This is a genomic window from Pseudomonas sp. GD03903, from assembly GCF_029840045.1.
GTDB classification, from domain to species: domain Bacteria; phylum Pseudomonadota; class Gammaproteobacteria; order Pseudomonadales; family Pseudomonadaceae; genus Pseudomonas; species Pseudomonas pseudonitroreducens.
Genome location: NZ_JAOCBT010000013.1, coordinates 110,634 through 137,527 on the forward strand (window position 1 = coordinate 110,634; position 26,894 = coordinate 137,527).

Genomic DNA, 26,894 nt, shown 5'->3' on the forward strand with positions numbered 1-26,894 from the left:
CGAAGACGATGAGCGTACCCCAATACCTGCGGCAGATCAGCCTGAAGATCGGCAATGACCAGACCGCTCTGGATTTGTCCGACCTGCGCATTCGGTTCTCGGTGCGTCGCGGCGACCTGAAAACGCCGAACTCGGCTGACATCAGGGTCTACAACGTCAGCGACCAGACCGCCCAGCGCGCCCAGAAGGAGTTCGAGCGGATCGTGCTGCAGGCCGGTTACGCCGGGAACTTCGGAGTGATCTTCGGCGGTACCATTAAGCAGGTGCGGCGCGGCCGGGAAAGCCAGACCGATACCTACATCGACATTACCGCTGCGGACGGCGACAGCGCCTACAACTTTGCGGTGATGAACACCTCGCTGGCAGCCGGCTCGACACCAGGTGACCACCTGAAGGCGGCTCTGAAGTCGATGGAGTCGCGTGGGATCACGATGGGAGAGGGCGGTGCGCTGTCAGCGAACAAGCTGCCGCGGGGAAAAGTCATGTTCGGTATGGCCCGCGACTACCTGGACACCCTGGGCAAGACGCAGGACCTGAGCTGGAGCTTCCAGGACGGCAAGCTGACGCTGATCCCGAACACCGCCTACCTGCCCGGAGAGGCCGTAGTGGTCAACTCCGCGACGGGAATGGTGGGCCTGCCGGAGCAGACGCAGAACGGCATCACGGTGAAGATGTTGCTGAATCCCGGCGTGAAGGTGGGCCGCCGTCTGCAGATCAACAACGCCAGCATCCAGCAGATGCGATATGGGCTTTCGATCAACGATGCCAAGCCGAATTTGTGGGCAAAGACGAGTTCGTTTATCGCGGCGGATGGCTTCTACCGTTCGATCGTGGTGAACCACAGCGGGGATAGTCGTGGAAACGAGTGGTATACCGATGTCATATGCCTTGCGGTTGATGCGACGGTCCCGCCTGGCTTGATAGATAGGCCTGAAACCCCAGGAAGTGTGGGGCCAGTTGGCCCCGTGAAACCATACGGCTAAGGGCGCTTGTATACCGACTTGGTAACGCGCGCCTGGCCCGTCTTGTCGACAGTGGCAGTGACGAATGCCGACTCCGGCATTTTCAGCGTGTAGCCATCGTCGAAGACAACCACCACATCGCCACCGAGCAAGCGCCCCCAGCAGGCTTTGGAAGGGTGGGTGATTGGTGACGCGTATTCATGCATGTCCTTTGCGTTGACGATGGGCAGTTGGCAAGGTCGGTCTTGATAAAGGACCTGTTTCGCTTCCCGCGCGTTGAACTCATCCCCCACATACCGACGGCCGTCGGCAGGTTCGAACAACACGGTCTCTGCTGCCGCTGTACCCGAAAGCAGCATCGCGCCGATCAACAACATCTTCTTCATGGTGGTCTCCTTGGATAGACGCGAGCGGATGCTCGATCCGATCGAGTGGGTGTCCATTGCCCTGGGCGGCTTGCAGTCCAAATTGTGGACCGCACTGCCAGGGATTATCCAGAGCTTCGACGCGGTGGCCATAACCTGCACGGTCCAGCCGGCTATTCAGGCCCTGGTGCGGGACGAGGCCGGGGCCCTGTCGCCTGTTGACCTACCCCTGCTATTGGACTGCCCAGTGCAGTTCCCTGCCGGCGGCGGGTGCACGCTGACCTTCCCGGTGAAGCCCAACGACGAGTGCCTTGTGGTGTTCGCCTCGCGCTGCATCGATTCCTGGTGGCAGTCGGGCGGCATCCAGGCCCAGGCGGAGCTGCGTATGCATGACCTGTCGGACGGATTCGCGCTGCTGGGCTTCCGGTCGCAGCCGCGGGTGATTGGCGCGGTCAGCACCAGCGCGGCCCAGCTTCGCAGCGATGACGGTGTTGCCTTCGTCGAGATCAATCCGAACACGCATGCAGTGAACGCAACCACATCTGGCCCGATGGCGCTCACCGCGCCTCTCGTGACCATCAACGGGGACGTGAAGGTGAACGGCCGAGTCGATACCACTGGCGACGTGAAGGCTGGAACGATCAGCTTGCAGACCCACCGCACGTCCGGAGTTACGTCGGGCACAGGAACCAGTAGCACACCGATTCCGTAACTGGCTCGCTATCTGGACTGGCCTACTACTCGGACGCAAAACCCCTCACTCACAGCCAAAAAGCAAAACCCCCGGTACGCGCCAACGTCCGGGGGTTTTTATTTCCACCCCCATCAGACCTGGGAGAAGAAATTGGATGAATTTTAACCTCAATGTAGAGGTGCGCAAAGTGCTACAGCTCATCGCTCAAACGCCGTGCCTTCGTCGCATGGCATGGACGGTTCTCTTGATCGGCGTGATGTGGGCTTCCGCCCCGTTGGTCACGGCCGTGCGCTGGTGGTGACGATGCGATACCGGAAACTCGACGCCAACGGCGACTACACCTTTGGCGGCAGCCGGGCCGACTTCCTCGTGAACTCGCCGGAGGCAGTTGGCCAGGCGGTGCTGACTCGACTGCAGCTGTTCAAGGGTGAATGGTTCGTGGACACCGCTGATGGCACGCCCTGGCAGACCGAGGTGCTCGGCGAGCACACCAGGGCCACCTACGACATGGCCATCCGGAACCGCATCCTGGGCACCCAGGGCGTGGTGCAGATCGACAGCTACGACAGTGAGTTCGAGCCCAACAGCCGGAAACTGACGATTACCTGCACCATCACCACGGCCTACGGCCAGACCACTATCAGCGAGACGCTCTGAATGGCCTCTTCGACCGCACCGATCATCGATGCCAGCGGCATCTCGGCGCCCAGCTATGCCGAGGTGCTGGACTACCTGCAACAGCAGTTCCGCTCGATCTATGGGGCGGACGTCTATCTAGGCAACGACAGCCAGGATGGCCAATTCCTGGGCGTGCTCGCGTTGGCCATCAGTGATGCGAACGCGGCGACCATCGCCGCCTATAACTCGTTCTCTCCGCTGACTGGGCAGGGCAACGGCCTGTCCAGCAACGTGAAGATCAACGGGATCGCGCGTGCGGTCGCCACGAATTCTCAGGTGGACCTGAAAGTCGTTGGCCAGGCTGGCACGGTCATTACTCAGGGCATTGCGCGGGACGTAAACGGCAAGACCTGGGCCCTCCCGACTTCCGTGACAATTCCGCCCCCGGGCGAGACCACAGTCACTGCTACCTGCACCGAGATGGGCGAGATCACTGCCGGTGTTGGCCAGGTCAATGTGATCGCGACACCTACTCGCGGCTGGCAGTCGGTCACCAATCCATCGGCTGCTGACCCAGGCGCGCCGGTGGAAACGGATTCTGCCCTTCGTCAGCGCCAACAGGTGTCGGTGGCGCTTCCTTCGCGGACCGTGCTTGAGGGAACGACTGGCGCTGTGGCAAATATCGCGGGCGTCACCCGTCTCGCCACCTATGAGAACGACACCAATTCGACCGATGCCAACGGCATCCCGGCTCATTCGATTTCTCTGGTGGTGGAGGGAGGCGATGCTGCCGCAATAGCGCAGGCGATTGCGGATAAGAAGACCCCGGGCACTGGTACCTACGGGACCACCTCGCAGACCGTCACCGACATCTATGGGCGCCCGCTGACGATGCGGTTCTACCGACCTACCTATCAGGCATTGACCGTCTCGGTTTCCCTGAAAGCACTTGCTGGCTACAGCTCAGTTACGGGCGCGGCAGTCAAACAGGCAATCTCGGACTACATCAACGGCGTCGCCATTGGCGGTGACCTGAGCGGATCGGTGGAATGGGCAGATGCCATCACTGCCGCGAACAGCGTTCCGAACAACACGACCTTCAAGATCACTGCGCTCACCTTGACCGGACCCGGCGGTGCCGGAACTCCAGACGTGCCCCTCGCATTCAACCAGGCCGCCTTGTGCACCCCGGCGTCCGTAACGCTCACGGTGACCTGATCCATGGCCGATCTCTCGGATTACCTTGCGCTGATTACTACGGAGCACTCCAAGCGGTCGAAGTACATGGCGATGGTTGAGGCTGTCATAGGGCCTGTCGTCGACGCATTGAATGCGTCACAGGGACTGCCTGGCGACTTCGACCTCAATCAGGCAATTGGAACTCAACTCGATATCGTTGGGTTGTGGGTAGGAATCAGCAGGCGCGTGCATACGCCGCTGGTAGGTGTTTACTTCTCCCTCGACATGACGGGCGTTGGTTTTGACCAGGGTGTCTGGAAAGGGCCATTCGATCCTGATAGCGGGATTGTTGAGCTCGACGACGACACCTATCGAGTTCTGATCAAGGCGAAGATCGGCGCCAATCACTGGGACGGCACTCTGGGCGCCTCGAAAGAAATCCTCGACCTGGTATTCAACGGTGACACCCACGTTTTTATCCAGGACAACCAAGACATGTCGATGACGATCGGCGTGTCAGGCGCGATGCCTTCTGCGATATCACTCGCACTGCTCACCGGCGGGTACATCCCGATTAAACCGGAGGGAGTACGAGTCGACTACTACATCGTCACCAGTACCGACGGCCCGCTATTCGGCTTCGACGTATCCAACGAGTACATCTCTGGCTTCGACCAAGGAAGCTGGGGAACTGTCTATTCCTGACGGGAGCACTACATGGCAACTAACGACTTCCTGCCGTTCGGCGGCGGGACGGGTTCTAACGTCCTGACGCAGACCGCCTATGCCGAATTGGCTGCTCGTACTGCGGGCTTCAGCTCAGGATTGGCAAAGTCCGCTGAGCTGAACAAGGTCTGGCGACAGTCTTCACTGATGACAGCGGCGCTGGCGCAGTTCGCTGCGGACCAAACCGGCCTGGACATGCTGGATGATGGCTCTACTGCCACTCTGATTGCCAATATCAAAGCCGCCGTTAAAACTCTCTCCGGCGCCCAGGTGTTCAACTCTTCCGGTAGTTTTACGGTACCGCCGGGCGTCACCCAAGTCCGAGTAACGGCGGTGGCTGGCGGTGGCGGCAGCGGCAGTTCCCTGTCGGTGTCGGCGGGCACCATCCAGACGGGTGCCAGTGGCGGCGGGGCCGGGCAATCTATCGTTCGCCAATCGTACGCCGTTACTCCAGGGCAGGTCATCGCAATTACGATTGGGGTAGGTGGTAGCGCGGCTCCCGCTGGGGGCGCCAACGGTGGCGCTGGCGGTAACACGATCATCGGTTCTTTGGTGACCCTCACTGGGGGCTCTGGCGGGGTCCTATCCAACACTGCCGTGGCTCCAGCGATCCCCAACGCAGTGCTCGGGGGCGCCGGGTTCCCACGTGGTGAGCCTGCCGGCACTGTCAGTTCGGGAGGTGGCGGCGGTGGCCGTGGCGGTGCTGGCGGTAGCAGTATCTTTGGCCAGGGAGGGTTCCCGGCGCCGGGAACCAATGGCGGGGCCACCGGTGGCGGTACCAACGCTGCCGCCAACACTGGTGCTGGCGGAGGTGGTGCTGGCGGTTCGTTTGGGACCGCCGCGTCTGTGGGCGCGGCTGGTGGTGCTGGCGGCAGTGGCTGCGTAATCTTTGAGTGGTGATGAAATGGGACGATATGCTGTTATCGATGAGCCAACCGGAACTGTAGTAAACGTCATCGAATGGGATGGGATTGCGGAATGGGAGCAGCCTGAGGGTTGCATCGTTGTTGAATCCGAGGAAGCCCAAATCGGGTGGGGCTACGCTGAAGAAGAATTTCAAGAGCCACCTCCCATTGAAATCCCGCCTCCCGCAGTTGCCCCGGCTCCGGAAATGTTGGCGTTCCTGCTTGCTGAGGCCGCCAAAGTGATGGATCCTTTGCAAGATGCGGTGGACATCGGGGAAGCCACTCCTGAGGAGGAAGCCACACTCGTAGCATGGAAGCGTTACCGGGTCGCCTTGAACCGCGTAGACCTGACGGTTGCTGCTCCGACCTGGCCGACCACGCCACAAGCGGTGTGACATGCCCCTCGCCGATGCGCAGTTCCTGCGCATTTACCCCAACGCCAGCCAGAGAGCTGGCGTTGTCGTTTCTGGAGTCTGACCATGCCGCGAATCAGTACTTCCACAGCGGGCGGAAAGAATGTGTGTGCCTTCCTCGACATGCTGGCCTGGTCGGAAGGAACGCGAATCAGTAGGTACACCAAGGACGATGGGTATGACGTAGTCGTGGGAGGAATTGACTCCCCTAACACCTTCGGCAACTACGCAGGCCACCCTAACATTCTGGTGACGGTGAACAAGCAGGGTCTTAAATCGACCGCTGCCGGCCGCTACCAGCTGCTGTTCCGCTGGTGGAAGCCATACCGCGACCTGCTGCAGCTGAAAGACTTCAGCCCTGAGAGCCAGGACCGGGTTGCGATCCAGCAAATCCGCGAGCGTGGTGCGCTGGGCGACATCCAAGCGGGCCGGGTGCGCGATGCCATCACGAAGTGCGCGAATATCTGGGCGAGCCTGCCCGGTGCGGGCTATGGACAGCGTGAACACAAGCTCGAGGACCTGGTGCAGCAGTACCGCGCAGCGGGCGGGGTGGTGGCGTGAGCGCGGGATGGAAGTTGTCCCTTCTGGCGCTTGCCTCTCTTCTGCTGGTCGTCATCGGTGCGGGTCTCGGTGTGTGGCTGGCGGCCGGGCACTATCGGCCACAGCTCGACGCAGCCAATGACGCGAAGGGTCAGTGCGTGGCCGCTCGGGGCAATCTGGAGGAGTTGACCAAGGAGCAGGGCGCCAAGCTCGGCGAGTTGGCCAACCAGGCCGAGCAGCGGCAGGCGAAGGCGGCCCAGGCGGTCGCCACTGCCCAGCAGCAGGCCGGACAGCACTACGCTGCCGCCCAGCGACTGCAGCAGGAGCGCGCCGAGGGTGACCCGGCCGCGGTAGCAGAGGCGGTCATCGATAAGGAGTTGAGGCTATGAGCCGTAGGAGCGAGAGCGGCACCATTTCGGCGAAATTCCCCGGCGCACATGGTTTCAGCTGTAGGAGCGGACTGCTAGTGATGGTGGTCGCGCTGGCGGGATGCGCCGGCCAGGTCGAGCCTGAGCCGCGCACGGTGCGCGTGGAGGTGCCGGTGACGGTTCCGTGTCGAGCGCCGGCAGTGGATGTGCCGGCTTGGGCCACAGCCTCGCTCCAGAAGAGCGACAGCCTACAGACCAAGGTGCGCGCCTTGCTGGCCGAGATGGAACAGCGGAAGGGTTACGAGGTGCAGTTGTTGGCAGCGCTGCAGGCGTGTAAGTAGCCAAAAACGAGAAGCCCCGCGTTGCAGCGCGGGGCTTCAAGACTTCTGCACAGCTATAGGGATATCAATGGATGAGCCGATCCGTCGGCTACGAATTGACTGTAGCGGAGTGAATTGCGCTTAGTGGGGGCTTATGCGATTTACCGATGAGTGGAACATGGGGAGATACGAGAAGAAAAAGCGATAGCACGTCACGCCATGTATGGGTATTTGTATGGCGCGCCGTTGGAATTAAGCCTAAGCCAGTATACATCGGCTTCTACGTGTCCCTCTCCGGGACACCAGCATGAAAAGGCCCGCCTATGCGGGCCTTTTTCGTTTCTCAGGGCGAATAGGTCGTTCGGTTGCGGCCATTGTGCTTGGAGCTGTAGAGCGCCTTGTCGGCCTTGATCAGTGCTTCGCTGAGACTGCCCTCCAGGCTCAGATGGGCGAGACCCAGGCTGATGGTCACGCTGGGGTGGCCAGGCAGGTCGGCAGTGGCCTGGCGCAGCTGTTCGACTCGCGCCTGCGCCTGGTCGGTGCTCAGGCCCCAGAGATAGAGGCCGAACTCCTCGCCGCCGAGCCGGGCGAACTCGAAGTCGCCCATTTGCTGCTTGATCGCCAGTGCGACGCGAGTCAGCACTTCATCGCCGATGTCATGCCCGTAGGTGTCGTTGACTCGCTTGAAATGGTCGATGTCGATCATTGCCAGGTAGCGCTGTTCGCCGTCTTCCTCCAGGCGCTTGCCCACCCGTGCCATGAATGAGCGCCGATTGGGAATGCCGGTCAGGGTATCGATGTAGGCCTGGTCCAGCAGCAGGCGGGCCATGGCGTAGTTGTGCAGCTTGGCCTGGCTGAGGTGGTGGAAGATGTACACCGTGAGCGCGCTGATGAAGATCGGATAACAGATCAGCATGCTGTGCCGCACATTGAACTCGGGCACGTTTCCGAGGAACGGGTTGAGCAGCACCCAGGTGATGGCCAGTACCGCGTAGAAGGCCGGGCGGTTCAACGGTAGTACCGTCGCGCTGTAGAGCACGGTGGATGCGCAGATCACCAGCCAGGCCTGGCGGACGTCGCTGGGTATGCCTTCGATCAGCAGGCGCGCTCCCCAGGCGAAGGTCACCACGAAGGCGAAGTTGATCAGGTAGAAGTGCAGCGCGCGGCGGGCCACGGCGGTGAGGGCGAAAAGGATGACGAAGGCGGCGAGGAACAGCAGCGAGATGTAGCTGAAACCCTGGCCGGTCTGGAAGCTGACGATCAGGTCGAAGAGAAGCCAGATGCCGATGCTGACGCCGAATACCAGCAGGCTGAAGCCTTTCAATCGCTCGAAATCATGTTGCAGGAACTCGGCGCGCAGTTCGGGTGAAACGTGCTGTTTCACGACTTCCGATTCGATGGTCTTGAACATGAACGGTCCTGTACGGGTGCGGGATCGCTCGCGCGAGCATAGACGAACTCGGTTGCCCCCGCGCGGTCTCCGGCAGGTCGCGCGCAGGGGCGGGTCTCAGGGGTGCAGGGCAGTGCCGGCTCGGGCCCGCTGGTTGTCCAGCAGGGGGGTTCCCCAGGGCCGATAGCGCACTTCGAAGACGGCACTGGCGTGACAGCCAGTGGAGGCGCTGGACGGTGCGGCAGGTTCCGCGCGGAAGGTCTGGCCGGCGGCACTGGTCTGGCGGAAAGCTTCGCGGACGATGCCGACCGGGCAGGGCAGGGCGGCAGCGTAAGCCTGGCGCACGCGCTCGCGCAGCGCGCCGGTGCCGGCGCCGTCCTGCCACCAGACCTGCACGCCCAGCCCGGCGATCTGTCCCAGCCATTCGCCATACACCTGCGGCGCCAGCTTGCCACCGGAGAACGCGCTCAATTGCAGCGGGGCCTTCAACTGGCCGGCGAAGTCCTTGAGCTGGCGTTGCAGTACTTGGCGGCGTTCGACTGCCTGGAAGTGCCAGTCGTCCAGCTCCATTGGCAGGTACCAGGCGGCGACCGGCAGCTTCCACTGCTGGTCCAGCTGCCGCTGCTGCGCCAGGGAGCGCCCCAGCTGATGTTGCCAGTAGGCCTCCAGGCCGGGAGCGTCCAGTTCGCTCTGGCGCTGGTAGTAGGCCGGGTCCATGTACAGGCCCAATACCAGTTGCAGCCCGTTGTCGTGGGCGCTTTTCAGCGAGCGTGCGAGCCAGCCGCTGGCGCCGCCGAAGTCGGAGTCGCCATAGGCGGTCCATTGCACGATCAGGGTCTTCGCGCCCTGGGCCGCGCTGGCGCGCCAGATCTGCTGCCACTGCGCGTCGCTGAGGGAGGCGTCGACATTCAGTGGCTGATAGAACAGGCGGTCGTCGGCCTGTGCCGCAAGCGTGGAGAAGAGCAGGGCGAGGGTGATCAGCAGCCGGCGCATCAGAAGTTCACCTCGAGTCCCACCAGCCAGCCGTTGGCCTTTTCATAGAGATTGCCCGCCATGCCCAACTGGTACTCGGTGCGCACGGTGACGTGGGCGCGGTAGGCGTTGTAGCGGTCCTCGCCATACCAGTACTGCCAGCGCAGGCCGACGCCGCTGCGCAGGTCCTGGCGCCAGTCGTTGCTCGGGTCCTGCGCGGAGAACTCGGCAAAACCGTACGGCATGATGGTTTGCGGCGAGTCCACCGGCAGCTTCCAGGTGTGCCCTTGCTGGTAGCGCGAGACCCACTGGTGATCGCCAGCGTGAGTCCACCAGGCGAAGTCGGTGTAGAGAAAACGTTCGTCCCAGTCGCTCTCGTCCACGCGCCAGTCGTTGCGGTACTCGCCCTGGTCGAGGAATGAGGCGGTGGCGCGCAGCAGGAAGTCGGTGGAGGTCTGGCCGTACTTGTCGCGCTGGCGGATGTAGCGCTCGAACTTCTCGGGTGTGCCGATCTCGTGCAAGCGGATGCCGTCGAAGGCGTAGTCGGCATCGCCGTCGTCCTTCACCGTGTTCTGCTTGTACAGCTCGCTGTAGAGGTTGAGGTTGTAGTCGCCGAAAGGCTTGTAGCGCAGGCCGAAACCGGCGGCGAGGGTCTGGGTGTACTTCTTGCGTCCCTCGTTTCCGGCGATTGCCCGGCCATACACCGAGAGGGTGCTGCCGTTGCGGGTCGGTTCCTCGCCCAGGGCGTGGTCCCAGATGAAGGTCTGCAGGTTCTGCGATTGTGCGCGGCGGCGGTTGCCGGTCTGGGTGTCGCCATTGAGGATCGGCACCGTGGTGACGCCGGCGGGCGACCAGGTGCTGGCGATGGTCAGGTTGTCGCGCTGGGACAGCGTCTGGTGCGCGCGGCGCTGGCGGTAGCGGCGGGCTTCGAGGCTGCCGTAGTCGTCGTCGGCGGCGACGGGCTCCTGTTCCAGGTCGATCACCCGGCGCAGCTCGCGGCGGGCGGCGAAGCTGTCCTCGGCCTCGTCGTAGCGCCAGGCGAGGGTTTCGCCCAGGCGGAAGTCCTCGGGGTAGTCGTGGGTGGCGCGTTCCAGGTAGGGGATCGCGCTGCGCCGCTCTTCCGGCGTATCGGTGCCGGCCAGGCGCATGCCGTAGTCGGCGCGGAAACGCGGGTTATTCGGTTCTCGACGTACTGCCTCCGCCAGCCAGAGCTTGCTCTGTTGCTTGTCGCCGGCTTTCTGTGCGCTGCCCGCGGCATTATAGAAATGCTGGCCGTTGGGTTCGTGCTGCAGGGCCTCGCGGTGCCGGGAAAGCGCTTCGGGGTAATCCCCGCGAGCATCGGCGATGTTCGCGCCCAGCGCCCAGTCGTCGGCGCTGTTTTTCTTCGACTGCTGCCAGAAGTGTTCGGCAGCGGCGTTATCTCCGGTGACCAGGGCGGCGCGGCTGGCGGTCAGGCGCGCGTTGTCGTTGAGTTCGCTGGCCGGCAGCGCCTGGAAGATGCGCAGCGCACCTGCCGGATCGCCGGCAGCTTCCAGTGCGTAGGCCAGTGGCAGCTGGCTTTGCTTGTCGCCATGGGCGATCGCGGCCTGGTAGTAGACCACTGCTTCGCCGGGGCGCGCGGGCATGGCACAGCGGCCGAGGGCGCGCAGTTCGCCGGGGGTATTGGAATCCGGGCTCAGGTAGCGTTGCAGTGCGTCGCAGCGCCCGGCTTCGGCCAGGCGCCCGAGCAGGTAGCCGCGCGAGACGGGGTCGGCCTTGGGCAGCAGGGCTTCGATACGGGCAACGTCCAGCGGCGTATCGCTGCGTGCGTGGATGCCGGCGAGACGCTGCAGCAGCGTTGGCGGCAGGTTGCCGCCGCGGCGGTCGTAGGCGCTTTCCAGCAACTGCTTGGCGCGCTCGGTGCGCCCGGCGTTGAGGGCGAGATAGCTGGCCTGGTCGAGCGCCTTGAGGTCACCGGTCTGGCGGTAGCGCTGTTCCCACAGCGCGGCCGCTTCGCCGGTGCGGCCACGGGCCTGCAGCAGCTCGGCGCGCTGGCGCACGGTATCGGGTGTCTGCGGCTGGCGTGAGAGCCAGGCCAGCGCCAGGTCGGTACGGCCCTGGCGGCGCCAGGAGTCCACCAACTGGTCGCGCCGGGCGGTGTCCCAGGGTTCGGGCAGCCGGGTGTTTTCCAGCAGCTCGGTAGCCTCCAGACGTTGCGCCAATACCAGCCAGGTCTTCGGATCGTCAGCCGGCTTGCATTGCTGCAGCTTTGCCAGCGCTGCGGCCTGGTCATGGCGTGACAGCCACTCGGTGGTTTCCAGGCAGGGACGGTTCTGCGCGTCGCTGAGCTTTTCCACCAGCGCGGCGTCGCTGCTGTCGCGTGCGACCTCCAGCAATTGCGCCTGCCGCGTCGGGTCGTTGCGATCCTGCGCGGGCAGGGTCAGCAGCCAGCGCTTGGCCACTTCTGTCTGCTCGACGGCAATCGCGCGATCGATGATTGCCAGCCGCGCCTTGCGTGCCGAGTCGGGGTCCGGTGCCTGTTGCAGCAGTTGTTCCAGCGGCTTCTCTTCCAGGCGCTGGGCATAGGCGTTGGCCAGCCGGTTCCAGTCCACGGTGGAGAGCTGGTGTGCGGCGGCCAGCGGTGCCAGCTGGGCGATGGTGGTATCCCAGTCGCGCAGCTGCTCGGCCCAGTTCGCCCGCGCCTCGCGCAGTACACGGCCGTCACTGCCCGGCGGCACGGTGCCGAGCCATTCCAGCGCCTTGGCCGCGCCCTGGGTCTGGCCGAGCTTGAGGCTGTAGGCCTGCCACAGGCGCACACGCTCGTTGGCATCGGCATGGGCCAGCCACTGGTTGACCTGGGCTTCGGGCGGCGGGCCGTTCTCGATCAGGTCCAGGCGCAAATTGGTCAGCGCTTCGGCGCCGGCATCGGTACCCGCAAGGGCCTGGGCTTCCTTCTCGGCATCGGCGAAGCGCTGTTGCTTGGCCAGGGACTGGATCAGCAGGGAGCGTGCCTCGGTGTTGTTCGGCACGCGGTCGAGCAAGTGGCGCATCAGCCGTTCGACTTCCGCCCAGTTGTTCTTTTTCGCTTCCTTGTAGCCCTTGTCCAGGTAGGGGAAGCTGCGGAAGCGCTGGAACTCCGTGAGCTGGTCATCGGCGGCTTGCGCCAGCGGTGCGGCGATGCTCGCCAGGATCAGGCCGTAAAGCAGGGGTTGTTGCGGTTTCACACGGCCTCCCGGGCGATGCGATAGGCCTCGTGCTGTTCGCTGGCCTGTTCCTTGAGCGCTTCCTCGAGCACCTGCTGGGTGATGATGCCTCGCTTGATCAGGTGTTCGCCGAGCGAGTCCTGCTCGGGGTCGAAGTCGATCAGGGCCTGGTTGAACAGGCTGGGCGGCACCATCCCGCGTACCTGCAGCAGGGTGCCGAACATCACCACGTGGCCACAGAGGCGCTCCATCAGGGCTTCATCGCCATTGCGCTGACGGAGCGCGTCGACGATGGCGCGGGTTTCCTCGCTCTGGTGGCGCCCGCCGTACCAGTGGCGCAGGCCGAGGGTGACTCGTCCCTGCGGGGCCAGGCGTCCGCGCACCGGGCGCTTGAGGTGGCGGCTGATGGCACCGAGCGAGACCTGGCTGATCTGCTGTTCGCTGGCCAGCACCAGGGTGTCGCCATCCACGGCCACCGGCAGCACGGCATAACGCAGCGCCAGCTTGCGCGGCAGCGCTGCGATCAGCTTCGCATCGAGAGTGAAGGGGTTGAGCGGTGCCCATTCCTCGCCCAGTTCCTCGGCCAGGGTTTCCACCAGTTGTGTGCTGGTGATCAGCTCGCGCAGCAGCAGTTCGCGGCCCAGGCGCCGGCGCACCGGGCTGGTCAGTGCCGACTGCAGCTGTTCTTCGGTGATCAGGCCCTTTTCCTTCAGGCGCTGCCCCAGTGGTGTGCGCTGCGGGCCGGCGAGGGCGGGGAATTCGTGGGTGGTCTTGTCCCAGGCCACGCGGCGCGAGTCGCCCATTTCCATTACCTGCTTGAGCGCGCGCAGGTTGGCGAAGAAGTTGACGAAGTTGCTCCACATCATCCGTGGCGCCGACAGCAGGCCCTCGAAGATGCCGTAGAAACGGGTGACGAACCAGAAGCGCTGGAACAGCCGGTTGAGCAGCATCAGGCCGTTGAGGAACAGCAGCACCACCAGCAACTGGCTGCCTTCCAGGATCGACGGGAAGCGCCAGGCGTTGGGCGACAGCGTGGTGATCAGCCACATGGTGATCAGCACCAGGAACAGCAGATTGACCAGGAAGCTCAGCAGGTAGGCGATCAGCCCCCGGCGGTCGCGCCAGAGGAAGTAGTTGAGCATGCCCTTGCTGCTCCAGCCCAGGTTGCGCGTGCCCTGGAAGACGATCCCGGTGATCCACCGGGACTTCTGCCGGATGGCGTGCTGCCAGGTGCGCGGGAAGTGTTCGCGTACGCAGATGACCTGGGAGAAGCGCCGGTCCATGCCCGGTATCCAGGTGCTTTTCAGGGCCAGCTGCGGGTCGGTGATGGAGTAGCGGGCGAAGATGCACTTCATACCCTTCTGCTTGAGGCGGAAGCCGATGTCGTAGTCCTCGGTGAGACTCTGCACATCGAAGGCGATGCCATCGCCGTCTTCCAGCAGCGCGGCGATCGCGCGGCGGCTGAAGCAGGTGCCGACGCCGGCGCTGGGCACCTGGCCGGTCAGCGCCTCGCGCACCGGCACGTCCTTGCCGTGGTTCTCGGCGAACTCGTCGACGTAGTGGCCGGCGGTGAAGCCGGTCCACTCCGGGGCGTAGGGGTAGACCGGAATCTGGATCAGGTCCTTGGCCGGCAGCAGGTAGTTGAACAGGCGCAGTTCCAGCGGCGAGATGACGTCTTCGGCGTCGTGCAGGATGAAGCCGGAGAACTCGATCCTGGCGTCGGCCTCGAAGCGCAGGATGGCGTCGATGATGTTGTTCAGGCAGTCGGCCTTGCTGGTGGGACCGGGGCGCGCGCAGACCACCTTGTGCACGTTGGGGTAGTGCAGGCACACCGCGTCCACGTCCGCCTGGGTCTGCGGATCGTTGGGGTAGGTGCCGACGAAGATCTGGTAGTTCTCGTAGTCCAGCGTCGAGGCGGCCAGGCGCGCCATCTCGCCGACCACGCCGACCTCGTTCCAGGCCGGTACCATGATCGCCAGCGGCTTCTCCGCCGCGGCGAAGAGGCGCTCTTCGTCGGCCCGGTCGAAGCGGTTGTAGATGCGGAAGCGTCGCACCAGCACCCGCCCCCAGTACACCAGGTCGATGAACAGATCATCCAGGCCGAGCAGGAACATCAGCGCGGCCAGGACGATCGCCAGGTACTTCAGGGCATACAGAACGTAAGTGAGGATATCGACCAGTTCGAGGCTCATTCGAACTCGCTTGGCGTGCGTGATTCACCGAACCAGGACAGCAGCCGGGCGACGATCTTCTCGCTGGCGTGGCCGTCGCCGTAGGGGCTGAAGACCCGGCTCATCTGTTCGTAGACTTCCTCGTCGCGCAGCAGGTGGCTGGCTTCGCTGACGATGCGCCCGGTGTTGGTGCCCACCAGCACCACGGTGCCGCCTTCCAGCACAGCGGGGCGCTCGGTGACGCGGCGCAGCACCAGCAGCGGTTTGCCCAGTGCCGGGGCTTCTTCCTGGATGCCGCCCGAGTCGGTGAGGATGAAATAGGCGCGGTCCATCAGCCAGACGAAGTGCTGGTAGTCCTGCGGGGCGATCAGGTGGATGTTCGGCTTGTCCGAGAGCAGGCCGTAGACGGCGTTCTGCACCTGCGGGTTGAGGTGCACGGGGTAGACGAAGTCGACATCGGGGAAGCGTTGGCCAAGCTCGGCCAGGGCCAGGCAGATGCGTTCGAAACCCTTGCCGAAGTTCTCCCGGCGGTGGCCGGTGATCAGCACCACGCGGCGGTCGCCGGTGAACCTGGCCAGGGGAGAATCGGCAGCGGGTGTCCAGTTGGTCTCGCGCAGGTGTTCGCGCATCCACAGCAGGGCGTCGATCACCGTGTTGCCGGTGACTTCGATCTGGTCGATGTTCACCCCTTCGCGCAGCAGGTTGTCGCGCGAGGCCTTGGTCGGCGGGAAGTGCAGGTCGGCGATCACCGCGGTGAGACGGCGGTTGGCTTCTTCCGGCCAGGGCTGGTGGATGTTGCCGGTGCGCAGCCCGGCCTCGACGTGGCCCACCGGGATCTGCCGGTGGAAGGCGGTGAGGGCGGCGATGAAACTGGTGGTGGTATCGCCATGCACCAGCACGATGTCCGGGCGATGGCGGTCGTAGCTGTCGTCCAGCTTGCCCATCATCTGCAGGGACAGGCTGTTCAGCGTCTGGCCCTGGGTCATGACGTCGAGGTCCTCGTCGACCTCCAGTTCGAAGGAGTCCAGCACTTGCTGTAGCATCTCGCGATGCTGGCCGGTGGAGCAGATGCGCAGTTCGATTTCCGGGGTACGGCGGAGGACGCGGGCGAGGGGGGCCATCTTGATGGCTTCCGGACGGGTACCGAAAACCATGGTGACTTTGTACTTCATCAATTGCTCCTTGGGCGCACCCTTGTGGGGCCGCCTTCGGTTTTCCGTGTGGGGATTTTTCCAAGGGCAATGAAAGTCGCTCAAGTCCAGGCTGTCCAGCGACAATGGGTGTTGCCAGTGATACAGGTCAGGTACATTGACCTTTTAGGTGGTCTGGCGATCAAGCGCAAAGGCGCGTCGTCATTGGGCTGACGCCTAGTTTCTGACAGCGTGCAGGAAAATTATTGGCAAATTTTTCGAGGAGCGGGTCACGCCCATGCTCAGTGCAGAGCTAAAAGCGTTTTACCGGGTTGCCAAGCTGGGCAGCATCACCCAGGCGGCAAAGAAACTCGGTCTCAGCCAGCCGACCGTGACCACCCAGATCCGCAACCTGGAAAGCCAGTACGCGGTGGAGCTGTTCTATCGCGGCGGCCGTCGCCTGACCCTGAGCGACGAGGGCACGCGCCTGCTGCCGATGGTCGAGGCGCTGCTGCAGCAGGAGGCCGACATCGAGTTCTACCTGCGCAATTGCGGGCAGATGCAGGGTGCGTTGCGCATCGGCGCCACCTCTCCTTATTACGTGCTCGGGCTGATCAAGACGTTTCGCGAACGCTTCCCGCAGATCGAGGTGTCGGTGGAAATCGGCAACTCCCAGCAGGTGCTCGAGTCGCTCATCGAGTGCCGGGTCGACCTGGCGGCGTCTTCGCAGCAGGTGGACGACGCGCGCCTGATCCGCGTGGTGCTGGGCAGCGATCCGCTGGTGCTCGCGGTACATCGCAGCCACCCGCTGGCGGCGCTGCAGTCGGTCAGCCTGGGTGATCTGCGCCAGCATTGCCTGCTGATGCGCGAGGCGGGCTCCACCACACGACAGTTGACCGAAGCGATGTTGCAGCAGGCGGGCGTGGTGCCGGCCTCGATGCTGGAGATCGGCAGCCGCGAGTCGATCCGCGAGGCGGTCATCCGCAACCTGGGGGTGAGCATCATCGCCCGCCAGGAAGTGCCGGATAACCCGCAGTTGTGCGTGCTGGAGATCAAGGGCGCGAGTCAGATCGACGAGTACCTGTATTGCCTGAAGGACCGGCGGCAGGCGCGCTTGCCGAGTGCGTTTCTGGCGTTGGCGCAGGCATAGAATCGATTCCCTTGTAAGAGCAACTGTCTTTTCCTGGGGAGTCCGTACCAATGCACCCCCCCTCACCCCAGCCCTGGCTGCGGGCCCCGCTCCTCAGGGAGAGGGGCAGCCCGAGCCGGCTGGCGCCGAAGATTCATCCTGCACTGAACGGCCCCCTCTCCCCCTGGGAGAGGGTTAGGGAGAGGGTTGAGCGGTGCACGGACCGATCAGGCACAAGCGGGCCATGCCCGCGATCCGTCGGTAGGGCCGAGGCTTTCTTTTGCTCTGGTGTTGCAGGATTGCTGCGTTGGCTTGGGTGTTCCAGCGCTGCTTCGGCGTACGCGTTTACTTTGTGTTTCGCCCCCTCGGGCGACCTCCTTTGGCAAACGACGGATGGCCGCCCCGCCCAAAGGAAGCAAAGGTCTTGCCCCGGACATCCGGTTTTTCGCTTAGGCGAAAAATACCCTCGTTGAACGGGGCGGTCCGGAGTGTGTGGGCGCTTCTCTGGAAGTCGTCCAAGTGCGGAGCCAGAACCGGAGCGCGGAGCATGCATTTTCTTTAGGAGCGAGCTTGCTCGCGAACCTGCACAGCACGGTGCCCGGCGGTTCGCGAGCAAGCTCGCTCCTACAAGTCGGCTCAAGTACGGGGCCATCTACGAAAATTTTTTCGCCCCCATACCCAAATCTGCCTATGGATCTATCGGTGCACTTGGCCCTTTAGCAATAGTGCCGTCGCAATCCATCCCTAGCATGGACCTCGTTCCTTCACGCCGCGGCACACGCAGCGTGGACCACAAGAAAACGAGGTACCGCCATGCATCCCACCATCGCCGGCACGCCGCTCAGCGTGCGCCACATCCGCAAGCGTTTCGGCCAGTTCGTCGCTCTCGACGGCGTGTCGCTGGACGTCAAGGCCGGCGAACTGGTCTGCCTGCTCGGGCCCTCCGGTTGTGGCAAGACCACGCTGCTGCGCTGCATCGCCGGTCTCGAACAACAGGACGACGGCAGCCTGCACCTGGGCGAGCGCGACGTGTCGAAGCTGCCGCCGCAAGCGCGGGACTACGGCATCCTGTTCCAGTCCTACGCACTGTTCCCCAATCTCACGGTGGAACAGAACATCGCCTACGGCCTGACCAACGCCTCCAAGGATGAAGCCCGCCGTCGCGTCGCCGAGATGCTTGAACTGGTCGGCCTGACCGGCAGTGAGAAGAAGTACCCCGGCCAGCTCTCCGGTGGCCAGCAGCAGCGCGTCGCCATGGCCCGCGCGCTGGCGCCGAGCCCGTCGCTGCTGCTGCTCGACGAGCCGATGTCGGCCCTCGATGCTCGTGTTCGCGAACACCTGTGCGGCGAGCTGCGCCAGTTGCAGAAGAGCCTGGGCATCACCACCGTGATGGTCACCCACAACCAGGACGAGGCCATGCTGATGGCCGATCGCATCGCGGTGATGAACCACGGGCGCATCGAGCAATACGGCTCCGCCCAGGAGATCTACAGCACCCCGAGCACGCCCTTCGTCGCCGAGTTCGTCGGCCAGGGCAACTGGCTGCCCTTCGAGCGCGGCAGCGACGGCCATGCCCGTGTCGGCAGCCTCAACCTGCGCCTGCACAGCCAGGCGCAGAGCGCCTCGGGCCGGCTGTTCTGCCGCCCGGAAGCGATCAGCGTGAACCCTGCCGTACACCAGGAAAACCTGTTCCGCGCGCAGATCCGCGAGATCACCTTCCTCGGCAACCGCTGCCGCATGAGCTTCGAGCTGGAACAACTGCCGGGCCATGCGCTGCTCGCCGAGCTGGCGCCGGAGGACATGCCGCGCCTGGGCACTCCGGATATCTGGGTGTCGTTGCCGCCGCGCAGCCTGCAGGTGTTCGCCTGAAATGGAAGCCGTGGTGAAGCACAGCCCGACGCTGTCCGTCGGCAAGATTCGCGGCGATCTGGGTGATCGCCTGTTCGTCCGTGGCGGCAAGTACCTGCTGCTGGTCCTGCTTACCCTCGCGGTGCTGATGCCGCTGCTGGCCATCTTCTGGCGCGGCTTCAGCGGCGAGGCGGGGCAGGGCGGCGGCCTGGCGGCCATGGGCGAGCTGCTGCGCAGCGACAACTTCCACTGGCTGCTGGGCAACAGCCTGAAGGTCTCGGTCAGCGTGGCGTGCATCGTCGTGCCGGCGGCCTATCTGTTCGCCTACGCGCTGCAACGCACGCTGATCCCGGCCAAGGGCCTGTGGCGCGGGATTTCCCTGCTGCCGCTGCTGGCGCCGTCGATGCTGCCGGGCATCGCGCTGATCTACCTGTTCGGTAACCAGGGCCTGCTGCGCCACCTGCTGCCGGACAACATCTACGGCTTCTGGGGCATCGTCCTCGGCGAGGCGATCTACACCTTTCCCCATGCGCTGATGATCCTGCTGTCGGCACTCTCGCTGGCCGATGCGCGCCTGTTCGACGCTGCCTCCAGCATGGGCGCCGGCCCGTGGAAAGCCTTCCGCAGCATCACCTGGCCGGCCTCGCGGCAGGGTGTGTTCGCCGCCTTCTGCCTGGTGTTCACCCTGACCATCACCGACTTCGGCGTGCCGGTCGTGGTGGGCGGCGATTACCAGGTGCTGGCGCTGGAAGCCTACAAGGCGGTGGTCGGCCAGCAGCAGTTCGGCCGTGGCGCGCAGATCGGCATGATCCTCCTGCTGCCGGCGCTGTTCAGCTTCGCCGTGGACACCTGGCTGCGCCGGCGCCAGGGCGATGCCATGAGCGGCCGCGCGCAGGTCTATCACCCGAAGCCGTCGCGCCGCCGCGATGCCGCCTTCCTCGCCATCGTCGTGCTGATCAGCACGGTATTGCTGGGCGTGCTGGGCATGGCCGTGTACTCCTCGCTGGTGAAGTTCTGGCCGTACAACCTGTCGTTGTCGCTGAACCACTACGACTTCAACACCACCGCCGGCGGCGGCTGGCTGGCCTACCGCAACAGCCTGACCATGGCCGTGTGCACCGCGATCATCGGCAGCGCGCTGATCTTCACCGGCGCCTACCTGATCGAGAAGACCCGCGAGCAGCGCTGGCTGAGCCAACTGCTGCGCATGCTCTGCTTCGTGCCGATGGCCGTACCGGGCCTCGTGCTGGGCCTGGGCTACGTGTTCTTCTTCAACCTGCCGGGCAACCCGCTGCATGTGTTCTACGGCAGCATGGCGCTGCTGGTGGTGTGCACCATCGCCCACTACCTGACCACCGCGCAGATGACCGCCACCGCCGCGCTGCGCCAGCTCGACGGCGAGTTCGAGGCCGCCGCGCTGTCGCTGAAGATGCCGCTGTGGCGCCACTACCTGCGCGTCACCGTGCCGATCTGCCTGCCGGCGCTGCTGGACATCACCCGCTACCTGTTCGTCTCGGCGATGACCACGGTCTCGGCGGCGATCTTCCTCTACAACCCGGACACCATCCTCGCCGCCGTCGCCGTGCTGAATATGGACGACTCCGGCAACGTCGGCGGTGCTGCCGCCATGTCCACCCTGATCCTGCTCACCTCCGCGGCCGTGTCGCTGCTGCTGGCCGGCGCCTCGCGCGGCCTGCTGCGCCGCTCCCAGGCCTGGAGGAAGGGCGCGAACCCGTAACACCGCTGGACGCTGTCGCCCCCGTTTCGGCGAGGGCTCAACCCCTGACAACACCCGCCCCGCGTGGGGAAAAACACTGCCAAGGAGCTCCACATGTTCAAACGTCTTGCCCTCGCCGCCGCCGTGGTTGCCGGTTTCGCCGCACAGGTCCACGCCGCCGACACCGAACTGACCGTCTACACCGCCCTGGAACCGGAGCAGCTGACCGCCTACAAGCAGGCCTTCGAAGCCGAGAACCCGGACATCAAGATCAAGTGGGTGCGCGACTCCACCGGCATCGTCACCGCCAAGCTGCTGGCCGAGAAGGACCGCCCGCAGGCCGACGCCGTGTGGGGCCTGGCCGCTTCCAGCCTGGCCATCCTCGACCAGCAGGGCATGCTGGAGAAGTACGCGCCCAAGCACCTGGACGCTATCGGCAAGAACTACCGTGACCCGGCGAACCCGCCGGCCTGGGTCGGCATGGACGTCTGGGCCGCGACCATCTGCTTCAACACCGTCGAAGCCGAGAAGCTGGGCCTGGAGAAACCGGTGAGCTGGCAGGACCTGACCAAGCCGGAATACAAGGGCAAGATCGTCATGCCCAACCCGGCATCTTCCGGCACCGGCTTCCTCGACGTTTCCGCCTGGCTGCAGACCTTCGGCGAGAAGCAGGGCTGGGCCTACATGGACGCCCTGCACGAGAACATCGGCCAGTACGTCCACTCCGGCTCCAAGCCGTGCAAGCTGGCCGCCGCCGGCGAATTCCCGATCGGCATCTCCTTCGAGTACCCGGCCGTGCAGCTCAAGCGCCAGGGCGCGCCGCTGGACATCGTCCTGCCGAAGGAAGGCCTGGGCTGGGAAATCGAAGCCACCGGTATCGTCAAGGGCACCCAGCATGAAGCCGCGGCGAAGAAACTCGCCGACTTCTCCGCCAGCCCGAAGGCCATGGAGCTGTACAAGGAAAACTTCGCCGTGCTGGCCCAGCCGGGCATCGCCAAGCCGCAGACCGAACTGCCGGCCGACTACGAGCAGCGCCTGATCAAGAACGACTTCGCCTGGGCCTCGAAGAACCGCGACGAGATCCTCGCCGAGTGGCGCAAGCGCTATGACGGCAAGTCGGAGAAAGTGGCGCAGAAGTAAGCGCCTGAGCCCTCTTCCCGCGTGGGAAGAGGGCGCTGTGCCGGCGCTGCCTTGGCGCCGGCGCGGCTACCCCGTCAGACCTTCGCCCCACGTGCCTTCACGGCCGTGGCGAGGGCATCTCGCAAGAAGGATTTCCCCATGACCCACACCCACTGCGACGTCGCCATCGTCGGCGCCGGCATCCTCGGCCTTTCCCACGCCTACGCCGCTGCTCGCCGCGGCCTCTCCGTGCGTGTCTTCGAGCGCACCGCCACGCCACTGGGCGCCTCGGTACGCAACTTCGGCCAGGCGCTGGTCACCGGCCAGCCGCCGGGCGTGATGTCCGAGCTGGCCCGCACCAGCCGGCCGATCTGGGCGCAGTGGGCGGAAGGCGCCGGGTTCTCCCTGCGGCGCAACGGTTCGTTGCTGTTCGCCCGCACCGAGGCCGAGGAGCATCTGCTGGAAGCCTTCTGCGCCGGCCGCGCGAAGGAGCTGGACTACCGCGTGGGCCTGCTGCGCGGCAGTGAGCTGAACGACCTCTACCAGGGCCACTTCCGCCATCACCGCGCCGCGCTGCTGGGCTTCGACGACCAGCAGTTGTACTCCCGCGAAGCGCTGCCAAGCCTGATCGATTACCTGCGCCGCGAGCACGGCGTGGCGTTCCATTTCTCCACCCTGGTGCGTGACGTCGACAGCGGCGTGTTGCGCACCACGGCGGGCAGCTTCACCGCCGGGCAGGTGATCGTCTGTTCCGGCCACGACTACCAGACGCTGCTGGCTGAGGTCATCGCGCCGCTGCAGCCGCAGGTGTGCCGCCTGCAGATGCTGCGCGCCCGCCCGCAGGTCGATTTCGGCCTCGCCCACTCGATCCTCACCGGCCTGAGTTGCGTGCATTACGGTGCCTTTGCCGACCTGCCCGAGGCCGACGCGGTGCGTGAGCAGATTCGCCGCGAGACGCCGGAACTGGAAGAGCAGGGTATCCACCTGCTGGTCAGCCCGACGCCCCATGGCGAGCTGATCATCGGCGACTCCCACCATTACGGCAGCGACGCCGCGCCGTTCAATGCCGAGGCGGTGGACAGACTCATGCTGGAACTGGCCGAGGACACTCTCGGAATGCGCGTGGAAGTGGTCGAGCGCTGGCAGGGCGTCTACGGCTCGCGCGGGCCGGGGCCGTTCTCGGTGCTGCAGGCCGCCGACGGCATCACCGCCGTGCTGATGCACACCGGCGTCGGCATGAGCATCGGCCCGGCGCTGGGCGAGCGCACCGTGGCGGCGCTGTTTGGCTGAGGTCTGTCACATGGCTGTCATCCGTCGTTCATGGGCCTCTGATAACACCAGAGGGCGCGCGTGAGCTGCTCTTCGTAGGAGCGAGCTTGCTCGCGAACAGTCCGTGCCGTGCGGGTTCGCGAGCAAGCTCGCTCCTACAGGGCCGGTTTCAAGTCCGCAATCCGGCCTCAAGAACCGCAGCCTTCATGAACCACAGCATCGTCCAGAGCCATCAGGATTCCGATCTGTTCGGTCTCCTCTATGGCTTCAGCTTCCGTCCCGGCCAGCCCGGCCTGGAAATCGACTCGCCCACCGCGCTGCAGCGCCTGCAGGAGCCGCGCGCGGCGGATGAGTTTCTCTGGTTGCACCTGAACCTGGCGCATGCGGCCTGCGAGCGCTGGATGAAGTCGCACCTGGAACTGCCCGACTACTTCTTCGAGACCCTCCGCGAAGGTTCGCGCTCCACTCGCATCGAGCATGTCGACGGTGCGCTGCTGGCAGTGGTCAACGACGTGGTCTTCGACTTCAGCAGCCGCATGTCCTCGGACGTCGCCACGCTCTGGGTCTGCGCCCGTGGCCGCGTGCTGGTGACGGCCCGCGCGCAGCCGCTGCGCTCGGTGGATACGCTGCGTTCCTCGGTGAAGCACGGCGAGAACTTCAACTCGCCGCTGGAGCTGCTGGTCCACCTGCTGCGCGACCAGGGCGAAATCCTCACCCGCATCGTCCGCGAGACCAGCATCAGCGTCGACCGCATCGAGGACCAGCTGTTGTCCTCGCGACTCTCCGCCAGCCGCGCCGACCTGGGCGGCATGCGCCGGGTGCTGGTGCGCCTGCAACGCCTGCTGGCGCTGGAGCCGGGCTCGCTGATGCGCCTGCTCAATCGCCCACCGCTGTGGCTGAAGGAGGACGACGTGCGCGTGCTGCGCGAGGCCACCGAGGAATTCTCCCTGGTGATCAACGACCTCACCGCGCTGGGCGAACGCATCAAGCTGCTGCAGGAAGAGATCGCCGCGAAGATCAACGAGCAGAGCAACCGCACGCTGTTCACCCTCACCGTGGTCACGGTGCTGGCGCTGCCGATCAACATCATCGCCGGCTTCTTCGGCATGAACGTCGGCGGCATTCCCTTCTCCAGCGACCCGGAAGGGTTCTGGATTCTGGTGGTGCTGGTGGCCAGCTTCACCGGCCTGGCCGGGCGCTGGGCGTTTCGCAAGCGCGACGATTACTGACCGTTCGGCAGCGATGTTGAGATATGCGTAGGAGCGGACTCCGTCCGCGATGTGCTGCAGGCCAGCTCGGAGCAGCCGGAAAACGATCGCGGACAGAGTCCGCTCCTACGCTCAGGTCAACTCCGCATTAGGGCAAAAAAAGACCGGCTCACAGGCCGGTCGAGGGGGAAGAAAACGGCGTCAGCGGCAGACGCGGGCGATGGCTGCCGCCAGGTGGTCCAGGCGCTCGCCGTCGAGCCCGGCGATGTTGGCGCGGCCGCTGCTGACCAGGTAGATGCTGTGTTCTTCGCGCAGGATGCGCACCTGCTCGGCCTGCAGGCCGGTGTAGGAGAACATCCCGCGCTGGATGGCGATGTGCGCGAAACGCTCTGCCAGCCCATGGGGCCGCAGCGCCTCCACCAGCCCGATGCGCAGCTCGGCGATGCGCCCGCGCATGCCGTCCAGTTCGGCCAGCCACAGGTTCTTCAGCTCCGGATCGCCGAGGATGGTGGCGACCACTTCGGCGCCGTGGGCCGGTGGGGTGGACCACAGGTTGCGGGCGAACAGCGCCAACTGGCTACGGATGTCGGTGAGCTTGTCGGCGGTCTCGGCGCAGACGATCAGCGCGCCGACGCGGTCGCGGTAGAGGCCGAAGTTCTTCGAGCAGGAGCTGGTGATCAGCACCTCCGGCAGGCTCTCGGCCAGCAGGCGCACGGAATACGCGTCCTCCTCCAGCCCATCGCCCAGGCCCTGGTAGGCGAAGTCCAGCAGCGGCAGCAGCTCGCGGCGCCGGACGATCTCCAGCACGCGCTGCCACTGCGCGTGATCCAGGTCGAAGCCGGTGGGGTTGTGGCAGCAGGCGTGCAGCAGCACCACGTCGCCCTGGGGGATTTTCTCCAGCATGGCGAACATGGCCTCCGCGTCGAGGCGGTTGTCCGCGCCGACGTAGGGGTAATGCTTGATCGGCACGCCGGCAGCGGCGAACAGGGTTTCGTGGATCGGCCAGGTCGGGTCGCTCAGCCAGATATTTTTCCCCGGCAGGCAATGCGCGATGAACTCCGCCGCCAGGCGCAGGGCGCCAGTGCCGCCGGGCGTCTGCGTAGCGTCGGCACGCGAGTCGGCCAGCAGCGGTGAGGTAACGCCCAGCACCAGCTCGCACAGGCGCGCGGCGAACAGCGCGTCGCCGTGGCTGCCGACGTAGCTCTTGGTGGTCTCGCTATCCACCAGGCGCTGTTCGGCGAGCTTCACCGCGCGCGGGATCGGCGTGAGGCCTTGGGCGTCCTTGTAGACGCCCACGCCAAGGTCGAGCCGCGCGGGGTTGGGGTCCGCCCGATAGGCTTCGAGCAGGCCCAGGATCGGGTCGCCCGGTACGCGGGTGACCTTGGCGAAATGGCTCATTTGCGTCCCTCTGCTGTCGCGGCCAGCTCGTCGGTGCGCGCGGCCATGATGAAGTCGTTGCGGTGCAGGCCCTTCAGCTCGTGGCTCCACCAGGTCACGGTGACCTTGCCCCACTGGGTCAGCAGGTCGGGGTGGTGGCCTTCTTCCTCGGCGATGGCACCCACCGCGTTGGTGAAGGCCAGGGCGTGACGGAAGTTCTTGAACAGGAAGACCCGCTCCAGCTCCATGTGATTGTCGCGGACCTCGATGTTCCAGTCCGGGATCTGCTTGATCAGCACCGCCAGTTCTTCGTCGGACACCTTCGGGGCGTCGGCGCGGCAGGCTTCGCAATGGGCTTGGGTGAGTGCGGTCATGAAAGGTTCTCCTTGTCGTGGGGTGGCATAGGAGTGCGCTCGCGAACCATCTTAGGCTCGCGAGCACGTCTCATCCTAGGCACAGATGGGATCGATTGCAGCGGATCAGGCGGCCTGTTTCGGCGGAAACTTCGGCGCATGCAGGCCCAGGCGCATGGCTTCGCGCACCAGCGCCATGATGTCTTCATGGGCCAGCTCGAACAGGCGCTTGAGCTCGGGGAGCACGAAATACAGGGGCTGCAGGATGTCGATGCGGTACGGCGTGCGCATGCATTCCAGCGGATCGAAGACCTGGTGCTCGGGAGCGTCGGAGAGGCTGTAGACCGTCTCCCTGGGCGACGAAAGGATGCCGCCGCCGTAGATGCGCAGGCCTTGCGGGGTGTCCAGCAGGCCGAACTCGATGGTCATCCAGTACAGACGGGCGAGGTACACGCGCTCTTCCTTGCTGGCGGCCAGGCCGAGCTTGCCGTAGGTGTGGGTGAACTCGGCGAACCAGGGGTTGGTCAGCAGCGGGCAGTGGCCAAAGATCTCGTGGAAGATGTCCGGCTCCTGCAGGTAGTCCAGTTCTTCCGGGGTGCGGATGAAGGTGGCGACAGGGAATTGCTGGCTGGCCAGCAGCTCGAAGAAGGTCTGGAACGGGATCAACGCTGGCACCCGCGCCACGCGCCAGCCAGTGGTGGCCTGGAGCACCTGGTTGATCTCGCCCAATTGCGGGATGCGATCAAAGGGCAGGCCGAGCTGCTCGATGCCGTCCAGGTATTCCTGACACGCGCGGCCCTCGATCACTTTCAACTGGCGGGTGATCAGGGTGTTCCAGACCTGATGCTCGGCTTCCGGGTAGTCGATAAAGCCATCTTCGTCAGGTTGGCGGGCCACGTACTGCGTTGTCTTCATGGGGCCTCCGGCATCTGGGCCTCG

25 protein-coding genes are annotated in these 26,894 nt (G+C 64.8%); 16 read left to right on the top strand and 9 right to left on the bottom strand.

All coding sequences use genetic code 11. The features are described 5' to 3' along the window. Nucleotides 1-8: 8 nt before the first annotated feature. On the top strand, nucleotides 9-983 hold the full coding sequence (locus tag N5C91_RS20475; protein ID WP_279831614.1) for a hypothetical protein: 975 nt from the start codon (nucleotides 9-11) through the stop codon (nucleotides 981-983). On the opposite strand, the gene N5C91_RS20480 is transcribed toward N5C91_RS20475, so the two are convergent. Continuing rightward, nucleotides 980-1,348, bottom strand: a complete 369-nt coding sequence (locus tag N5C91_RS20480; RefSeq protein ID WP_279831615.1) for a hypothetical protein — start codon at nucleotides 1,346-1,348, stop codon at nucleotides 980-982. The genes N5C91_RS20475 and N5C91_RS20480 overlap by 4 nt on opposite strands. Before the next feature lie 28 nt (nucleotides 1,349-1,376). Between N5C91_RS20480 and N5C91_RS20485 the strand changes: the two genes are divergently transcribed. The 9 genes from N5C91_RS20485 to N5C91_RS20525 all read left to right on the top strand — a co-directional run bounded on the left by N5C91_RS20485 (nucleotide 1,377) and on the right by N5C91_RS20525 (nucleotide 7,111). Further along, the gene (locus N5C91_RS20485) at nucleotides 1,377-2,039 is read left to right on the top strand and encodes a Gp138 family membrane-puncturing spike protein (protein WP_279831616.1); all 663 of its coding nucleotides are present in this window, start codon (nucleotides 1,377-1,379) and stop codon (nucleotides 2,037-2,039) included. Nucleotides 2,040-2,324: 285 nt separating this feature from the next. Beyond that, entirely contained in the window at nucleotides 2,325-2,678 is a 354-nt protein-coding gene (locus N5C91_RS20490) for a hypothetical protein (RefSeq protein WP_279831617.1), read from the top strand. Further along, the gene (locus N5C91_RS20495) at nucleotides 2,679-3,857 is read left to right on the top strand and encodes a baseplate J/gp47 family protein (RefSeq protein WP_279831618.1); all 1,179 of its coding nucleotides are present in this window, start codon (nucleotides 2,679-2,681) and stop codon (nucleotides 3,855-3,857) included. Nucleotides 3,858-3,860: 3 nt separating this feature from the next. Next, nucleotides 3,861-4,523, top strand: coding sequence for a DUF2612 domain-containing protein (locus N5C91_RS20500; RefSeq protein WP_279831619.1), 663 nt, complete (start codon nucleotides 3,861-3,863; stop codon nucleotides 4,521-4,523). A 12-nt stretch (nucleotides 4,524-4,535) separates the two neighbouring features. Beyond that, nucleotides 4,536-5,444, top strand: coding sequence for a hypothetical protein (locus tag N5C91_RS20505; RefSeq protein ID WP_279831620.1), 909 nt, complete (start codon nucleotides 4,536-4,538; stop codon nucleotides 5,442-5,444). Nucleotides 5,445-5,448: 4 nt separating this feature from the next. Next, entirely contained in the window at nucleotides 5,449-5,844 is a 396-nt protein-coding gene (locus tag N5C91_RS20510; protein WP_279831621.1) for a tail fiber assembly protein, read from the top strand. 84 nt (nucleotides 5,845-5,928) lie between these two features. Then, the gene (locus N5C91_RS20515; protein WP_279831622.1) at nucleotides 5,929-6,423 is read left to right on the top strand and encodes a glycoside hydrolase family 104 protein; all 495 of its coding nucleotides are present in this window, start codon (nucleotides 5,929-5,931) and stop codon (nucleotides 6,421-6,423) included. 14 nt (nucleotides 6,424-6,437) lie between these two features. After that, nucleotides 6,438-6,791: a hypothetical protein gene (locus tag N5C91_RS20520; RefSeq protein WP_279831624.1), complete on the top strand. Its 354-nt coding sequence runs from the start codon at nucleotides 6,438-6,440 to the stop codon at nucleotides 6,789-6,791. A gap of 80 nt (nucleotides 6,792-6,871) precedes the next feature. After that, the gene (locus N5C91_RS20525; protein ID WP_279831677.1) at nucleotides 6,872-7,111 is read left to right on the top strand and encodes a hypothetical protein; all 240 of its coding nucleotides are present in this window, start codon (nucleotides 6,872-6,874) and stop codon (nucleotides 7,109-7,111) included. Between the two features lie 322 nt (nucleotides 7,112-7,433). Here the strand turns inward: N5C91_RS20525 and N5C91_RS20530 are convergent, their stop codons facing one another. The 5 genes from N5C91_RS20530 to wecB form a co-directional block, all read right to left on the bottom strand. After that, entirely contained in the window at nucleotides 7,434-8,501 is a 1,068-nt protein-coding gene (locus N5C91_RS20530; RefSeq protein WP_236171048.1) for a GGDEF domain-containing protein, read from the bottom strand. 96 nt (nucleotides 8,502-8,597) lie between these two features. Then, nucleotides 8,598-9,473 carry a DUF4434 family protein gene (locus N5C91_RS20535; protein WP_279831626.1) on the bottom strand — a complete coding sequence of 292 codons (876 nt, stop codon included), beginning with the start codon at nucleotides 9,471-9,473 and terminating at the stop codon, nucleotides 8,598-8,600. Beyond that, nucleotides 9,473-12,655: a phage receptor gene (locus tag N5C91_RS20540; protein ID WP_279831628.1), complete on the bottom strand. Its 3,183-nt coding sequence runs from the start codon at nucleotides 12,653-12,655 to the stop codon at nucleotides 9,473-9,475. The genes N5C91_RS20535 and N5C91_RS20540 overlap by 1 nt, the downstream gene beginning before the upstream one ends. After that, nucleotides 12,652-14,826, bottom strand: a complete 2,175-nt coding sequence (gene nrfB / locus N5C91_RS20545; protein ID WP_279831630.1) for a cyclic di-3',5'-guanylate-activated glycosyltransferase NrfB — start codon at nucleotides 14,824-14,826, stop codon at nucleotides 12,652-12,654. The genes N5C91_RS20540 and nrfB overlap by 4 nt, the downstream gene beginning before the upstream one ends. Next, nucleotides 14,823-15,977 (bottom strand): UDP-N-acetylglucosamine 2-epimerase (non-hydrolyzing), encoded by a 1,155-nt coding sequence (wecB, locus tag N5C91_RS20550; protein WP_236198511.1) that lies wholly within the window; start codon nucleotides 15,975-15,977, stop codon nucleotides 14,823-14,825. The genes nrfB and wecB overlap by 4 nt, the downstream gene beginning before the upstream one ends. Before the next feature lie 256 nt (nucleotides 15,978-16,233). On the opposite strand from wecB, the gene N5C91_RS20555 reads away from it, so the two are divergent. From N5C91_RS20555 to N5C91_RS20580, 6 genes are all read left to right on the top strand, one after another. Next, nucleotides 16,234-17,085 carry a LysR family transcriptional regulator gene (locus tag N5C91_RS20555; RefSeq protein ID WP_279831632.1) on the top strand — a complete coding sequence of 284 codons (852 nt, stop codon included), beginning with the start codon at nucleotides 16,234-16,236 and terminating at the stop codon, nucleotides 17,083-17,085. A gap of 792 nt (nucleotides 17,086-17,877) precedes the next feature. Continuing rightward, the gene (locus N5C91_RS20560) at nucleotides 17,878-18,933 is read left to right on the top strand and encodes a putative 2-aminoethylphosphonate ABC transporter ATP-binding protein (RefSeq protein WP_279831635.1); all 1,056 of its coding nucleotides are present in this window, start codon (nucleotides 17,878-17,880) and stop codon (nucleotides 18,931-18,933) included. Nucleotide 18,934: 1 nt separating this feature from the next. Then, entirely contained in the window at nucleotides 18,935-20,650 is a 1,716-nt protein-coding gene (locus N5C91_RS20565) for a putative 2-aminoethylphosphonate ABC transporter permease subunit (RefSeq protein WP_279831636.1), read from the top strand. A 93-nt stretch (nucleotides 20,651-20,743) separates the two neighbouring features. After that, nucleotides 20,744-21,769: a putative 2-aminoethylphosphonate ABC transporter substrate-binding protein gene (locus N5C91_RS20570; protein ID WP_037012373.1), complete on the top strand. Its 1,026-nt coding sequence runs from the start codon at nucleotides 20,744-20,746 to the stop codon at nucleotides 21,767-21,769. Between the two features lie 138 nt (nucleotides 21,770-21,907). Beyond that, a complete protein-coding gene (locus N5C91_RS20575) occupies nucleotides 21,908-23,038 on the top strand; it encodes a TIGR03364 family FAD-dependent oxidoreductase (protein ID WP_236171040.1) in 1,131 nt (376 codons plus the stop codon). A 185-nt stretch (nucleotides 23,039-23,223) separates the two neighbouring features. Continuing rightward, nucleotides 23,224-24,246 carry a transporter gene (locus tag N5C91_RS20580; protein WP_279831640.1) on the top strand — a complete coding sequence of 341 codons (1,023 nt, stop codon included), beginning with the start codon at nucleotides 23,224-23,226 and terminating at the stop codon, nucleotides 24,244-24,246. A gap of 180 nt (nucleotides 24,247-24,426) precedes the next feature. On the opposite strand, the gene N5C91_RS20585 is transcribed toward N5C91_RS20580, so the two are convergent. From N5C91_RS20585 to phhA, 3 genes are all read right to left on the bottom strand, one after another. Continuing rightward, nucleotides 24,427-25,623, bottom strand: coding sequence for an aspartate/tyrosine/aromatic aminotransferase (locus tag N5C91_RS20585; protein WP_279831642.1), 1,197 nt, complete (start codon nucleotides 25,621-25,623; stop codon nucleotides 24,427-24,429). After that, nucleotides 25,620-25,976, bottom strand: coding sequence for a 4a-hydroxytetrahydrobiopterin dehydratase (locus N5C91_RS20590; RefSeq protein ID WP_138522508.1), 357 nt, complete (start codon nucleotides 25,974-25,976; stop codon nucleotides 25,620-25,622). Before N5C91_RS20590 ends, N5C91_RS20585 begins: the two co-directional genes overlap by 4 nt. 105 nt (nucleotides 25,977-26,081) lie before the next feature. After that, the gene (phhA, locus tag N5C91_RS20595) at nucleotides 26,082-26,870 is read right to left on the bottom strand and encodes a phenylalanine 4-monooxygenase (protein ID WP_236171037.1); all 789 of its coding nucleotides are present in this window, start codon (nucleotides 26,868-26,870) and stop codon (nucleotides 26,082-26,084) included. Between the last annotated feature and the right edge of the window lie 24 nt (nucleotides 26,871-26,894).